General features: G+C 74.5%; 15 protein-coding genes. 6 read left to right on the top strand and 9 right to left on the bottom strand.

The genetic code is table 11. The features are described 5' to 3' along the window. Nucleotides 1-43 precede the first annotated feature (43 nt). From def to K7862_RS29335, 8 genes are all read right to left on the bottom strand, one after another. Nucleotides 44-667, bottom strand: a complete 624-nt coding sequence (def, locus tag K7862_RS29370; protein ID WP_222967752.1) for a peptide deformylase — start codon at nucleotides 665-667, stop codon at nucleotides 44-46. 160 nt (nucleotides 668-827) lie between these two features. Then, complete coding sequence (locus tag K7862_RS29365; RefSeq protein WP_222967751.1) at nucleotides 828-1832, bottom strand: tetratricopeptide repeat protein; 1005 nt, start codon at nucleotides 1830-1832, stop codon at nucleotides 828-830. 102 nt (nucleotides 1833-1934) lie between these two features. Further along, nucleotides 1935-3248, bottom strand: coding sequence for an HD domain-containing protein (locus K7862_RS29360; protein ID WP_372461698.1), 1314 nt, complete (start codon nucleotides 3246-3248; stop codon nucleotides 1935-1937). Next, nucleotides 3245-4717: an HD-GYP domain-containing protein gene (locus K7862_RS29355; protein WP_372461697.1), complete on the bottom strand. Its 1473-nt coding sequence runs from the start codon at nucleotides 4715-4717 to the stop codon at nucleotides 3245-3247. Before K7862_RS29355 ends, K7862_RS29360 begins: the two co-directional genes overlap by 4 nt. 172 nt (nucleotides 4718-4889) lie before the next feature. After that, nucleotides 4890-5198 carry a mycothiol system anti-sigma-R factor gene (gene rsrA, locus K7862_RS29350; protein WP_222967750.1) on the bottom strand — a complete coding sequence of 103 codons (309 nt, stop codon included), beginning with the start codon at nucleotides 5196-5198 and terminating at the stop codon, nucleotides 4890-4892. Next, complete coding sequence (locus K7862_RS29345; RefSeq protein ID WP_222967798.1) at nucleotides 5195-5863, bottom strand: sigma-70 family RNA polymerase sigma factor; 669 nt, start codon at nucleotides 5861-5863, stop codon at nucleotides 5195-5197. Before K7862_RS29345 ends, rsrA begins: the two co-directional genes overlap by 4 nt. A gap of 357 nt (nucleotides 5864-6220) precedes the next feature. After that, a complete protein-coding gene (locus K7862_RS29340) occupies nucleotides 6221-6880 on the bottom strand; it encodes an alpha/beta hydrolase family protein (protein ID WP_222967749.1) in 660 nt (219 codons plus the stop codon). Continuing rightward, on the bottom strand, nucleotides 6880-7695 hold the full coding sequence (locus K7862_RS29335; RefSeq protein WP_222967747.1) for an SOS response-associated peptidase: 816 nt from the start codon (nucleotides 7693-7695) through the stop codon (nucleotides 6880-6882). Before K7862_RS29335 ends, K7862_RS29340 begins: the two co-directional genes overlap by 1 nt. A gap of 63 nt (nucleotides 7696-7758) precedes the next feature. Here K7862_RS29335 and K7862_RS29330 point away from each other — a divergent pair, with 63 nt between their 5' ends. From K7862_RS29330 to K7862_RS29315, 4 genes are all read left to right on the top strand, one after another. Then, the gene (locus K7862_RS29330) at nucleotides 7759-8472 is read left to right on the top strand and encodes a M50 family metallopeptidase (RefSeq protein ID WP_222967745.1); all 714 of its coding nucleotides are present in this window, start codon (nucleotides 7759-7761) and stop codon (nucleotides 8470-8472) included. Nucleotides 8473-8603: 131 nt separating this feature from the next. Beyond that, nucleotides 8604-9962 (top strand): 3-phosphoshikimate 1-carboxyvinyltransferase, encoded by a 1359-nt coding sequence (gene aroA, locus K7862_RS29325; RefSeq protein ID WP_222967743.1) that lies wholly within the window; start codon nucleotides 8604-8606, stop codon nucleotides 9960-9962. 3 nt (nucleotides 9963-9965) lie between these two features. Beyond that, nucleotides 9966-10967, top strand: coding sequence for a ribosome small subunit-dependent GTPase A (rsgA, locus tag K7862_RS29320; RefSeq protein WP_222967741.1), 1002 nt, complete (start codon nucleotides 9966-9968; stop codon nucleotides 10965-10967). 153 nt (nucleotides 10968-11120) lie between these two features. After that, complete coding sequence (locus K7862_RS29315) at nucleotides 11121-11444, top strand: DMT family transporter (protein ID WP_222967739.1); 324 nt, start codon at nucleotides 11121-11123, stop codon at nucleotides 11442-11444. A 72-nt stretch (nucleotides 11445-11516) separates the two neighbouring features. Here K7862_RS29315 and K7862_RS29310 read toward each other — a convergent pair whose 3' ends face one another. After that, nucleotides 11517-12134 carry a TetR/AcrR family transcriptional regulator gene (locus tag K7862_RS29310; RefSeq protein ID WP_222967737.1) on the bottom strand — a complete coding sequence of 206 codons (618 nt, stop codon included), beginning with the start codon at nucleotides 12132-12134 and terminating at the stop codon, nucleotides 11517-11519. A gap of 202 nt (nucleotides 12135-12336) precedes the next feature. On the opposite strand from K7862_RS29310, the gene hisN reads away from it, so the two are divergent. Further along, on the top strand, nucleotides 12337-13134 hold the full coding sequence (gene hisN / locus K7862_RS29305) for a histidinol-phosphatase (RefSeq protein WP_222967735.1): 798 nt from the start codon (nucleotides 12337-12339) through the stop codon (nucleotides 13132-13134). Nucleotides 13135-13318: 184 nt separating this feature from the next. Beyond that, nucleotides 13319-13707 (top strand): CBS domain-containing protein (locus tag K7862_RS29300; RefSeq protein WP_222967733.1); only part of this gene is annotated, 389 nt, incomplete at its 3' end.

Here is a 13707-nt window from a genome sequence, read left to right as displayed (position 1 = left end):
ACCCCTCCGGCCCCCGCGGCTTTCCGCGGGGGCCGTGCGCGGATCAGTCGTTGGGGACCGTCTCGAACTTCGGGGTCGCCTCGGCCATCTGCCGCAGCACGTCCTTGCGGTCCCGCTTGGACAGGCGGTCGATGTAGAGGCGGCCGTAGAGGTGGTCGGTCTCGTGCTGCAGGCAGCGGGCGAAGTAGCCGGTGCCGCGCACCCGGATCGGGTTGCCCTTCAGATCCTGGCCGCTGACCACCGCGTAGTCGGGGCGGGCCAGTTCCATGTAGGCGCCGGGCACCGACAGGCAGCCCTCGTTGGAGTCGTCCAACCGCCGCTTGTCCGCGGGCACTTCCTCCAGCACCGGGTTGCACACGACGCCGACGTGCCGGGTGTTCTCGTCGTCCGGGCAGTCGTAGACGAAGACCTTCAGGTCGACGCCGATCTGGTTGGCGGCCAGGCCCACGCCCTCGGCCGCGCGCTGCGAGGCGAACATGTCGTCCACCAGGGCGGCGAGCTCGTCGCCGAACGCCGTTACGTCCTTGCACTCCCGGTGCAGGACCGGGTTGCCGACCACGGTGATCGGGCGGGCCGTGCCGCGCTCGCGGTGGGCCTGCTCGCGCGCCTCGGCGTCCGTCACGTCGTCGAGGAACTCGTGGTCGTGCTCAGTCTGCTGCTGGGACATCTCCGCCGTTAGCCTTCCCGGATCCTGAAAGTGATCCTGCCCAGCCTACGTGGCCCGGCAAGGGGGCGATGCCCTCCCCGCGTGAGCGGGCCCGGGGCGTCCGCGAACCGAAGCTCCGAACCGAACCTCACGGACCGAACCTCACGGAGCGGACCTCTTCTCAGCAGACCTCTTCGAGGTCGCGCCAGTCGCGGGTGCCGGGGCTGTCGGCGACCCAGCTGTCCAGCAGGCCGCGGACCAGGCCGGCGGGCGCGGCGATGCCGCACTCCCGCTCGGGGGTCCAGCGCACGCCCTCGCTGCCGCGGTTGGTGTGGCTGAGGTGACCGGGGTGGCCGGGTTCGCCGTGGTCGTGCGGGTCGCGGGTGGCCCCGGACCCGTCGTCGGTGGGCATCCGGCTCTCCGAGCAGGTCCGGCACAGCAGCCGTACCGAGGACGACCAGTCCTCGGCGGCGTATCCGGCGTCCGCGGCCAGCCGTTCCAGCGCGTCCCGGTCCGCCTCCGTGGCGGCCTCCAGCAGCACGAGCCAGGTCGGGACCGGTGACGGCGCCCACAGTTCGATCTCGTCGAACACCGGGTAGACCGCGCTGCCCGGGGAGTCGGCGGTCGCCCGCTCGCCGTGCGGGACGCCGTCGTGCAGCACGACCTCGCCCCAGCGGCGCCCGGAGGACGGCAGCGGGATGGAGAGCACCTCGATGCGCGCCGGGTCCAGCCGGCGGCCCCACACGACCTCGGCCTCGCCCTCGGGCGACAGCCGCACGGCGGCGCTGCCCAGCGGCAGCCGCACCGACTCCTCGCCGCTGCGCTCGGCGGTTCCGGCGGGCACCCGCAGCCCGTACGCCTGCCAGGCGCGGCGGGCCAGCGGCCAGTCCTGCAGGGCGGTCGCGGCGATGCCCAGGTTCCACCAGTCGGGGGCGCCGACCGGCCGGTCCAGCAGGGCGACGGCCCGCAGCCCGGCGATCCGCGCCTGGGCCCAGTCGTGCCGGAACTTGTGCAGCAGCGCGAGGTTGTACCAGGACTCCGAGAGCCACGGCTCCAGATCGGCGGCACGGGTCAGCAGCGCGCCCGCATCCTCGTAGCGGCCGTCGTCGATCAGCGAGAACGCCCGGTCGGTGGCCTGGCGCCACGTGGGCGACGGCCGGTGCCGCACTCTTCCGAAGATCTTCAACGTTGTTTCCCGCCTCCCCCCGTGCCTTCCCCGTACGACACCAACCTTGCACACTTCGGGCGTTGTCTCAGCCCGACCGTCCAGGCAGGTGAGAGCGGGGCTTCACCCGACCTCCTTGCCCTCCCCACCCGCATCCAACCATGTCCGGGTGGACTGCCGTGCGAGGACCCTGGTGAGAGCTTCGACGACCCGTGGGTCGTACTCGTAGCCGGTGGCCAGCCGCAGGCGTTCCACCGCCGCCAGCCGTCCGGCGGGCGCCGCCGCCTCGGCCGTGAGGTCCTCGTAGGCGTTGACGGCCCGCACGATGCGGCCGGCGAGCGGCTGCTCCCGGAACGGGTGCGCCTGGCGCTCGACGATCAGGGCGACTTCGGAGGGGGCACCCGTTCGGCGTACCACCTCGCCGCCGAGCGCGGCGATGGTCTGGCGGCGCTCACCGTCCAGCGGTTCGGTCGCCCCGCCCGGCACCGGGTCGACGAGCGACAACTGGCCGATGTCGTGCATCAGGGCGGCATATTCCAGCAGCGTCAGCTGCCTGGCCGGCAGGCCCAGCTCCCGGCCCACCGCGACGGCCAGTTCGCTCACCCGGCGGGCGTGCCCCGGCGGCGTGTAGCCGGCCACCTCGGTGGCCCGCGCCAGGGCGCCGACCGTCTGCCGGTAGGTCGCCCGCACGGCCGCGTGCCCGCGCAGCGACGCTTGCGTCAGCAGCAGCGGAAGGGCGACCAGGGGGACCGCCCACAGGCCCGCGCTGCGCACGGCCAGCGCCATCACCACGCCGCCCGCGCACACCGCCGAGCCGATCCCGGCCAGGCCCCTGACCCCGTCCCGCAGTCCCGGCGCGAAAGGGCGGCCGCCCCCGGCTGCCCCGACCGCCGCCCCGACCGCGGCGGCCAGCACCGCGTCCCACAGCGCGGTCGCCCCGAGGACGGCCACCAGGAATGCGGCCCGGGGAGCGCCGGCCGTACCGGTCAACACGTCCCCGCCGCCGAGCGGTTGGCAGCACACCGCGGCGAACGCGACGAGCAGCACCCGACGGGCGGCGGCCTCGACGCGCGGTGGCCCGGCCTTCCGCGCGTGCCGTCCGTGGCGGCCGTGCCCGGCCCGCGGCCCGGCCGCCCGGGCCATGAGCCCGGCCGCCCCGGTGGCCACGGCGACGACGGCCACCGCCTGGGCCACACCCGCCGCGGTGGGGCCCAGCAGCGCATAGCCCAGCCCGCCGGCCGTGGCCAGCGGCGCGCCCTCCCGGTCGGTGCCCGGCGGCACCCGCAGCAGCTCCCCCAGCAGCACGACGCCCCCGAACGCGCAGGCCGCCCCCGGCTCGCGCACCCCGGCGTACGCCGCCCACCCGACGCCCCACACCACGAAACCGCCGACGCCGACGGCCAGGGCCCAGCCCGCCGCCGTGCCCGCCTTCCTCACGCGCCCACCGCCCACACCGCCAGCAGCACCCCTTCCCCCACGGAGGTGGGGGCGGCGGCCTGGCGCGGCACGCGGTGCGACGCGGGCGCCGCCGTCGGGGCCGGCCGCCCGGCGGCGGGCTCGGGCGCGGGGCCGGGCGCGGACGGAAGTGCCGACGGGGTCGGTGCGGTGGCGGGCCACGGGCCACCCGGCGCCGCGGGGGCGTCCGGGGGCGCCGTGACGTCCGGTTGCCGGGTGAGGGCGCGGGTCAGGGCGGCGACCATCGGGGGGTCGAAGTGCGTCCCGGAGCACCGCTGGAGTTCGGCGAGGGCCGAGGCGACCGGCCGCGCCGGCCGGTACGAGCGGGTGGACGTCATGGCGTCGAAGGCGTCGGCGACGGCCACCACGCGGGCCGGCTCGGGGATCTCCGCGCCCGCCAGGCCGTGCGGGTAGCCGGAGCCGTCGAGGCGTTCGTGGTGGTGCAGGATCGCCGCCCTGGCCTCCTCCAGGAAGGCCACCCCGCGGGTCATCTCGTGCCCGTACTCGGGGTGCAGCTGGATCAGCCGCCGCTCCTCGGGGTCCAGCGGGCCGGACTTGCGCAGCACCCGGGTGGGCACGCCGAGCTTGCCGATGTCGTGCAGGATGCCCGCCAGCCGCAGGGTGTCCACCCGGTCGTCGTCCATGCCCAGCTCCGCGGCGATCAGCGCCGAGGCGCGGCCCACGCGTTCGCTGTGGCCGCGGGTGTACGGGTCCTTGAGGTCGACGGCCTGCACCAGCGCCCGCACGGTGGCGTCGTGGGCGGCGCGCACCCGGCGGGCCCGGGCGAACACCCAGCAGGCGACGTACATCGGCAGCGGTACCAGGACGGCGGCGAAGGCGCCGTACCCGCGCAGCCACAGCAGCCCGGTGGTCAGGCCGACCAGCCCGTACGTCAGGTGCGGGCCCAGCGCGGCCGGCAGCGGGTCGCCCCAGGCCGTGGCGGGCGGACAGCGCTCGGCGGTGACCAGTACGGCGCCGGTCAGCGCGGTGCTGACGAGGCTGAAGACGAGCGCTGCGACGGCGGCGGGCAGCAGCGCGTACGGCAGGTCGGCGGCGCGCAGCGCGGCGGGCCCGCCGAGCAGCCGGGCGGCCAGCGCCGCGGTCCACACCGCGACCGCCAGGTGCCCGGCCCGCCAGCAGCGCCGCACCCACGGCAGCGGGCGCCCGGCGAGCGATCCCGGCACGGCGACCAGCGCGGCGGCGGACGGCGGCAGGATCAGGGCGCCGGCCAGCAGCACGGGCACGAAGGGGCCGACGGCGGACGGCGGGTGCCGGCCCACGGGGACCACTCCGGGCTCGCACAGCGCGTACAGCACGGCCAGCACCGCCACCGTGCCCCAGGCGGTCGCGGACGCCGCGGCGGGCGCCGCGCACAGCGCCCCGGCCGCACAGACCGCGACGACGGTCACGCGGGCCTCGCGCGGCAGCGGGCGACGGGACGTGCCCGGCACGGCGGCTCCCCTCCAGCTCCTCGAAAGTGCGCGGCGGGCGCGGCCCCATCCCCTGCCGAGCCCGTCGGAGACTCAGGAGGATAGGGCCGCGCCCGCCGTCGCAGAGCGCTGGTGGCCGCCGCTCACCCGCACGGGTGACGTGCGGTGTTCGGACGTCCCCGGAACCGGGGTGTCAGGCCGAGGGCGCCTCGGTCGGCGTGACGGTCTCCGGTTCGGGGACCGACTCGCCGGAGCGGATCAGCTCGATCCGCATCATCACCTTGGACCGCAGGTCGGTGGGGACGTCGTCGGAGCCGCAGCAGCGCTTGACGAGTTTCTTCACGGCCTGTTCGAGTCCGTACTTCTCCAGGCACGGGTGGCACTCGTCGAAGTGCTGCCTGAACTTGGCGCAGGCGTCCTCGGACATCTCGTTGTCGAGGTACTCGTAGAGGTGGCCGAGCACCTCCGAGCAGTCCGTCTCATGTGCGTTGCCGCAGCTCATGAATCCGCGCCCTTCTCATCTGCCGCGCCCGCGGGGACGAGCCCGCGCTCCCGCGCGTAGTCCTCGAGGAGTTCGCGCAACTGCCGCCGTCCGCGGTGCAGTCGCGACATCACGGTCCCGATGGGTGTGGCCATGATGTCGGCGATCTCCTTGTAGGCAAAGCCCTCGACGTCCGCGAGGTAGACCGCGATGCGGAACTCCTCCGGAATGGACTGCAGAGCCGCCTTGACGTCGGAGTCGGGCAGGTGGTCGAGCGCCTGCGACTCCGCCGACCGCAGACCGGTCGACATGTGCGACTCGGCGCGGGCCAGCTGCCAGTCCTCGATCTCCTCGGACCCGCTGCGCAGCGGCTCGCGCTGCTTCTTGCGGTACGAGTTGATGAAGCTGTTGGTGAGAATGCGGTACAGCCAGGCCTTCAGGTTGGTGCCCTCACGGAACTGGTGGAAGGACGCGTACGCCTTCGCGTACGTCTCCTGCACCAGGTCCTCGGCGTCGGCCGGATTGCGGGTCATCCGCAGCGCGGCCGAGTACATCTGGTCGAGGAAGCCCAGAGCGTCGCGCTCGAAGCGCGCAGCGCGCTCCGCGTCGCTCTCGTGCGCTTCTCCCGTGCCGGACGCACCCGCGGTATCCGCCGTGCTGTCGTCGGTGCCGGTGACCGGACCCACCTCCTCAGTGACGCGTACGTGCCCACGCGCGGACACGCTCGTCTGGGAGGATATTGCACCGGGGATCGACGTGCCGGTTCCGCCCTTGCCGTCCTTGGTGGTGGACCACTCGGTCCAGTCCAGATACGGCGCGGCAGCGGCCGCCTGCGCACCGGCGACACTGCCCTCTGCGCGTGGCGGGCATGCGGCTGAAACCATGCGGCTGCCTTTCTTCACCCAGCTCGTGGAAGCTGTTTCCGACTGTCGCTGAGCACAACGCGCGCTGTGATGTCGTCATTCCCGAGGACGAGAAAGCAGTGCGCACCGTTCGAGCGCCCCAGGTCCGGGCCGGTTGGCGGCCTTCAGGACGGGGTGAGATCAGGGCGTGGCGAGGCCGAGACCGGCCAGCCAGGCGCCCACCGCGTCAGTGACGATCCGCAGGGCCTCGTCCTGGCCGATCGCGGCGCGCTTGGGGACGGCGAAGCCGTGGTCGCCGTGCGGCACCTCCACCGGGACGTGCCCGGCGGGGAACTCCTCGGGGTGCCCGAACGGGTCGTTGCCGCCCTGGACGCCCAGCAGGGGCAGCACCCCGGCAGCGGCGGTCAGCTCCCCGGCCCGGGACTTCTCCGGCTTGCCGGGCGGATGCAGGGGGAACGCCAGCGTGAGCACCGCCGCGGCCCCGAGCTCCTTCGCGGTGCGGCAGGCCACGCGCGCGCCGGCGCTGCGGCCGCCGGCCACCACCGGCAGCCCGGGCCGCGCGAGGGCCGGCCACAGCCCGGCCCAGCCGGCGTCGAGGGTCTTCGGTGCGGGCGCGAGCCTGCGGCCCGCCACGCGCCACGGCTGCTCGACGAGGGCCACGCTGACCGCCCGGGGCGGCAGCGCGGCGGCCAGCGCCGCCAGGTCGCGGGCCTCGATCCCGCCGCCCGCGCCGTGCCCGAGGGCCAGCACTCCCCGCGCGGCCACCCCCTTCGGGGGCCGGTGCCAGGTGATCCTGGCCTCGCCTGCCGGAGTGTCGACCGGCTGTCGCGTCACGGGCATCAGAAAAGCGTCTCCTCCTCGGGCGCCGGCAGCTCGTCCAGCAGCTCGGGGCCGTTGTTCCGCACGCTGCTGACCGCGGTCCCGACGGGGTACGCGCGCAGCAGTCCCGGCCGCGGCGGCGCGAGCAGGCCGTGCAACGCGTCCGGGTCGGTGGTGGCCGGGTCGAGCCAGGCGTCCCAGCGGTCGGGGGTCATCATCAGCGGCATCCGCGGGTGGATCCCGGACAGCGAGCGCGGCCCCCGCCCCTGGTACCCGGCCAGGTCACCGGTCTCCGCGGCGGTGGTCAGGATCGTGCAGGTCGTCCACCACGCGCGGGGGTGGTCGTCGGGCAGGGTGCGGTCGCGCCAGAACTCGTAGAGCCCCGCCATGGCGAAGACCGAGCCGTCCGCGGGGGTCACGAAGTACGGCTGCTTGCGGGGACGCTTGCGTCGCCCCTCCTCCTCGAGCTGCCGCTCCTGCGCGCCGGTGACCCACTCGAAGTAGCCGTCGGCGGGTATCAGGCAGCGCCGCGCGGACAGCGCGCGGCGGAAGGACGGCTTCTCGGCCGCCGTCTCGGCCCGCGCGTTGATCAGCCGCGCGGCGCCCTCGGGCGTTCTGGCCCACGACGGGACGAGCCCCCAGCGCAGCACGCGCAGCTGCCGGACCGGCTCCGGGGAACCGGAGTCCCGCACCGGACGGTCAAGTACGACGTGGACGTCTTTCGTCGGGGCCACGTTGTAGTCCGGCGCGAGCGTCTCGGTGGGCTCCCACCTGTCGACCTCGAACAGCCCGGCGAGGTCCTCGGGTTTCCGGCTCGCCGCATACCTGCCACACATAGCTGCAACACTGCCACGACCACGACCCCAGAAGGCACGAACGCGAGGAGGAACGACGCCCCGATGAACGTCGCGAGCATCACCGAGATGTGGCACCGGCTGACCGGCACGCAGCCCGACCCGTCGCGCTGGCTGGTGCTGGCGACCGGCCTGCTGGCGCTGACCGCCGTGCTGATGCGGGGTGTGTGGCATGTCACGCGGAACGCGGTGACCATCGCCCACGAGGGCGGGCACGGCCTGCTCGCCCTGCTGTCGGGCCGCCGGCTGGACGGCATACGCCTGCACTCCGACACCTCGGGACTGACCGTCTCGCGCGGCAAGCCGCACGGCCTGGGCATGGTGCTGACCGCCGCCGCCGGGTACACCGCGCCACCGCTGCTGGGCCTGGCCGGCGCGGGACTGCTGGCGGCCGGGCACATCACCGCCCTGCTGTGGGGGGCCACCGCACTGCTTCTGGTCATGCTGGTGATGATCCGCAACGCCTACGGCGCACTCACCGTGGTGACCGCCTGCGCGCTCTTCCTGCTGGTGTCGTGGCTGACCAAGGCCCAGGTGCAGGCGGCGTTCGCCTACCTGGTGGTGTGGTTCCTGCTCGTCGGCGGCGCCCGGCCGGTCGCCGAGCTGCAGAACTCCCGGCGCCGGGACCGCACGAACTCCTCCGACGCCGACCAGCTGGCCCGGCTCACCCACACTCCGGCGGCCCTGTGGATGCTGTTCTTCTACGCGGTCGCGCTGTGCTCCCTGATCGGCGGGGGCCGCTGGCTGCTGGGCCGCTGACCGCCGGCGGTCACGGTGACCGTGGGTGCGCGCCGCGCCGTGGCCGGGACCGGGCGGCTTCCGGTTTCCAGCGGGTTTCGCCGGATTCGCCGACTTATCTCCCCGTACCCGAGCCACTACGCTTGCTGACCATGACCGACAGCACCGCGCAGACGGATTTGTGGCCGGCCCCGGCAGCGGCCGGCGCCGTGGACGCCACCGTCCCGGTACCCGGCTCCAAGTCGGTGACCAACCGCGCCCTGGTGCTGGCCGCGCACTCCACCGAACCCGGCTGGGTGCGCCGCCCGCTGCGCAGCCGTGACACCGTGCTCATGGCCGACGCCCTGCGCGCCATGGGCGTGCAGATCGACGAGACCGTCAACCCGGGCGGCGGAGAGGCCTGGCGGATCATCCCCGCCGGCCTGTACGGCCCCGCACGGGTGGACGTCGGCAACGCGGGCACGGTGATGCGCTTCCTGCCGCCCGTCGCCGCGCTGGCCGACGGCCCGGTCCGGTTCGACGGCGACGCCCGCGCGTACGAGCGCCCGCTGCACGGCGTGATCGACGCACTGCGGGTCCTGGGCGCCCGGATCGACGACGAGGGCCGCGGCGCGCTGCCGATGACGGTGCACGGCGCCGGGTCGCTGACCGGCGGCGCGGTCGACGTCGACGCCTCGGCGTCCTCCCAGTTCGTCAGCGCCCTGCTGCTGTCGGGCCCGCGCTTCAACAAGGGCCTGGAGCTGCGCCACACCGGCGGCTCGCTGCCGTCGCTGCCGCACATCCGGATGACCGTGGACATGCTGCGGAAGGCCGGCGCGAAGGTGGACACCCCGCAGGACGGCGGCGCCCGCGACGTGTGGCGGGTGGCGCCGAGCGCGCTGCTCGGCCGTGACCTCACCGTGGAGCCCGACCTGTCGAACGCGGCCCCCTTCCTGGCCGCCGCGCTGGTGACCGGCGGCCGGGTGACGATCCCCGGCTGGCCGCGCCGGACCACCCAGGCGGGCGACAGCCTGCGGGAGCTCTTCACCCGGATGGGCGGCGCCTGCGACCTCACCGAGAGCGGCCTGACGTTGCGCGGCACCGGACGCGTCCAGGGCCTGACCGCCGACCTGCACGACGTCGGCGAGCTGGCCCCGGTGATCGCGGCCGTGGCCGCGCTGGCCGACGGCCCGTCGGAACTCAGCGGGATCGCCCACCTGCGGATGCACGAGACCGACCGGCTGGCGGCGCTCGCCGCCGAGATCAACGGCCTCGGCGGCGACGTCACCGAGACCGGGGACGGCCTGCGCATCTCGCCCCGGCCGCTGCGCGGCGGGGTCTTCCACACCTACGAGGACCACCGGCTGGCGACCGCCGCGGCCGTCCTCGGCCTGCTCGTCGACGGCGTGCTGGTGGAGAACGTGGCGACGACCGCCAAGACCCTGCCGGACTTCCCCGAGCTGTGGACGGCGATGCTCGCCGGTCCGGCCGAGCCGGGACGGACGCAGGACCCCGGGCAGGGACGAGGCTGAGCAGTGCGCCGCTACGGCAAGAACCCCGACGAGGACGACGTCCGTGTCCGCCCCAACCGCAAGGGCAACCGGCCGCGGACCAGTATCAGGCCCAAGCACGAGGACGCCGCGGAGGGCATGGTCCTCACCGTCGACCGCGGCCGGCTGACCGTCCTGGTCGACGACCGCGAGGTCGTCGCGATGAAGGCGCGCGAGCTCGGCCGCAAGTCCGCCGTGGTCGGTGACCGGGTGGCCGTCGTCGGCGACCTGTCCGGCGCCAAGGACACCCTGGCCCGCATCGTGCGGGTCGAGGAGCGCTCGTCGGTGCTGCGCCGCACCGCCGACGACACCGACCCCTACGAGCGGGTGGTCGTGGCCAACGCCGACCAGCTCGCCATCGTCACCGCGCTGGCCGACCCGGAGCCGCGGCCCCGGATGATCGACCGCTGCCTGGTCGCCGCCTACGACGCCGGGCTCGACCCGCTGCTGGTACTCACCAAGTCCGACCTGGCGCCCGCCGAGCCGCTGCTGGAGACGTACGGCGCGCTGGACCTGGACTACGTGGTGACCAGCAAGGAGGACTTCCTCACCGGCGGCGTCGAGCAGATCCGGCAGCGGCTGGAAGGCCGGGCGACGGCGTTCGTCGGGCACAGCGGCGTCGGCAAGACCACGCTCGTCAACGCCCTGGTGGAGCGGCAGCGCACCACCGGGCACGTCAACGCGGTGACCGGTCGCGGCCGCCACACCACCACCTCCGCGCTCGCGCTGCCGCTGCGCGACGACTCGGGCTGGGTCATCGACACCCCGGGGGTGCGCTCCTTCGGTCTCGCGCACATCGACCCGTCGCGGGTCATCCACGCGTTCCCCGATCTGGAGCCGGGCACCGAGGAGTGCCCGCGGGCCTGTTCGCACGACGAACCGGACTGCGCACTGGACGCCTGGGTGGCGGCCGGGCACGCGGAGCCGGCCCGTCTCGACTCGCTGCGGCGGCTGCTGGCGACCCGTGAGCGCCGCGAGGGGGACTGAGCAGGCGGGCCCCCGCGAGCGGCGAGTGGGCCAAGGCGGTCACGCGCACCGCTCCCGCTGTGTGATGATCGACAGCGCACGGCCGCCGGACGCCGTGCGTACGGCGCAGCGAGCGGGCGGCGGTCCGGCGCCCGCGGAGAACGGAGGCACGCGATGGCCTGGCTCCTCGTGGTGGTCGCGGGGCTCTTCGAAACCGGGTTCGCGGTCTGCCTGAAGCTCTCGCACGGCTTCACCCGGCTGTGGCCGACCATCGCCTTCTGCCTGTTCGCGCTCGGCTCGTTCGGCTTGCTGACGCTGTCGCTGAAGAAGCTCGACGTCGGCCCGGCGTACGCGGTGTGGACCGGCATCGGCGCCGCGGGCACCGCGATCTACGGCATGGCCTTCCTCGGCGACCTGGTCTCGGCCCTGAAGCTGGTGTCCATCTCCCTGGTCATCCTCGGCGTCATCGGCCTGCAGATCTCCGGCTCCTCGCACTGACCACCCCGCCGACGCCGGCTCGTTGCGCCCGAGCCGACCGGCCGGATGCGCCGACCGCTCGGCGGTAAGGGGTCAACCGGCCGGTGGACCGGCCCACTTCGGCCCCTCAGCGCTCCCGGAAGGCCCCGTGCCACCGCCCCTGGGCGACTCCACGAGCAGGCTGCGCACGAGCCGGGCCACGCGCAGGCAGGCGTCCTCGTCGCTCGGCGCGGGCGCGACGACATACGAGAGCGTCAGCCGAATGGCCGCTTCGCACGCCCATGCGATGCCCTCGCGCCGCAGCCCGGGGAACGCGGCCTCGAGCGTGTCGACCGCCCGCAGCCGCAGTGCGGTCACCAGGTCGGGCAGCGGCGGCCGGTGGGCGAGCGGACCGGTGAGCCCGGCCCGGACCAGGGGGCTGCGCCGCGCGCTGCGCAGGGTCCAGCCCGCGGCCGCCGCGAAACACTCCCCCGGGTCGCCGCCGTCCCGCCCGGCGAGGTCCAACGCCCGCTCCACGCCGCCCAGATAGGCCTCGGTCTCCCGCGCCGCCAGCGCCCGGACCAGGCCGTCCTTGCTGTGGAACTCGTTGTAGAGGGTCTGCCGGGACACTCCGGCAGCCGCCGCGATCTCGACCATCCGGATCGCCGTCCACGGCCGGTCGCCGAGCGCGGCGAAGGCGGCGTCCAGGAGCGCGTCCCTGGCTGTGGGCATCGTCGCCTCCCCACCCCGCGTCCGGGCCGAGGGCGCGGGCGTGCGAAGAGAATCGACGCGGCGGCAGGGTCTGTCAAGGTTCCGCGCGCCGGTCGACGTCGCCTGACGCGCGCAGCCGCCGCGGGAGGGGCCGAAAGGTTTCTGCGCGCCCTGCCGGGGCCGTTGATGGCCGCGGCCTGACGGGATCGCTACTGTTCGGGGCATGCCGGACTACAACGACGACCTCCGACTGGCCCAGATCCTGGCCGACGCCGCCGACGCCGCGACCATGGCCCGCTTCAAGGCGCTCGACCTGAAGGTCGAGACGAAGCCGGACCTGACGCCGGTCACCGAGGCGGACAAGGCGGCCGAGGAGCTCATCCGCGGCCAGCTCGGCCGGGCGCGGCCGCGGGACGCCGTGCTGGGCGAGGAGTTCGGCGGCGACGGCGGCGGCGCCCGCCGCTGGATCGTCGACCCCATCGACGGCACCAAGAACTACGTGCGGGGCGTGCCCGTGTGGGCGACGCTGATCGCGCTGGCGGTGCGCGGCGAGCAGGGGGACGAGGTGGTCGTCGGCGTGGTGTCGGCGCCCGCGCTCGGCCGGCGCTGGTGGGCGTCCAAGGGCGGCGGCGCGTACACCGGCCGCAGTCTGTCCCAGGCGACCCGGCTGCACGTGTCGCGGGTGTCCAAGCTGGGTGACGCGTCGTTCGCGTACTCCTCGCTGAGCGGCTGGGAGGAGCAGGGCCGTCTCGACGGCTTCCTGGACCTGACCCGCAACTGCTGGCGGACCCGCGGCTACGGCGACTTCTGGCCCTACATGATGGTCGCCGAGGGCTCGGTGGACATCTGCGCGGAGCCCGAACTGAGCCTGTGGGACATGGCGGCCAACGACGTGATCGTGCGTGAGGCGGGCGGCCGTTTCACCTCGCTGGACGGTGAGCCCGGTCCCCACGGCGGCAACGCCGCGGCCTCCAACGGCCTTCTGCACGACGACCTGTTGGGGTATCTCAAGCGAGCCTGACGCGGCGCACGCGTCGCGTGCTCCCTTGGCGCGCGCGGTAGTTGGGCCCCGCGCGCCCCCTTGCCCGCCACCGGCAGGCGTGTGACCATGAGGGTACCAGAGCTTGTGAACTTGTGAAACGCTTCACAGGTTCGGGAACCGCCACGCCCCCACGGAAGGCTTCACCCCCAAGGAGGTGCCCTTCATGCTGGTCCGCGACGCGATGAGCACGGTGGTACTGACCATCGGCCCCGCCCACACCCTCCGCCAGGCCGCCCAGCTGATGTCCGCCCGTCGCGTCGGCGCGGCCATCGTCCTCGACCCCGACACCTGCGGCCTCGGCATCCTGACCGAGCGCGACGTGCTCAACGCGATCGGCGCGGGACTCGACCCCGACCAGGAGCCCAGTCACGCCCACACCACGACCGATGTCGTCTTCGCCACACCGCAGTGGACGCTGGACCGGGCCGCCGCGGCCATGCTGCACGGCGGTTTCCGCCATCTGATCGTCCTCGACGGCCAGGACGCGGTGGGCGTGGTGTCCGTCCGCGACATCGTGCGGTGCTGGGCCGCGGTCCACGCACCCGTGCCCGC

The sequence above is a fragment of the Actinacidiphila acidipaludis genome (genome assembly GCF_019890725.1).
GTDB classification, from domain to species: Bacteria; Actinomycetota; Actinomycetes; order Streptomycetales; family Streptomycetaceae; genus Actinacidiphila; species Actinacidiphila acidipaludis.
This window is presented reverse-complemented; position numbering and strand designations above follow the sequence as displayed.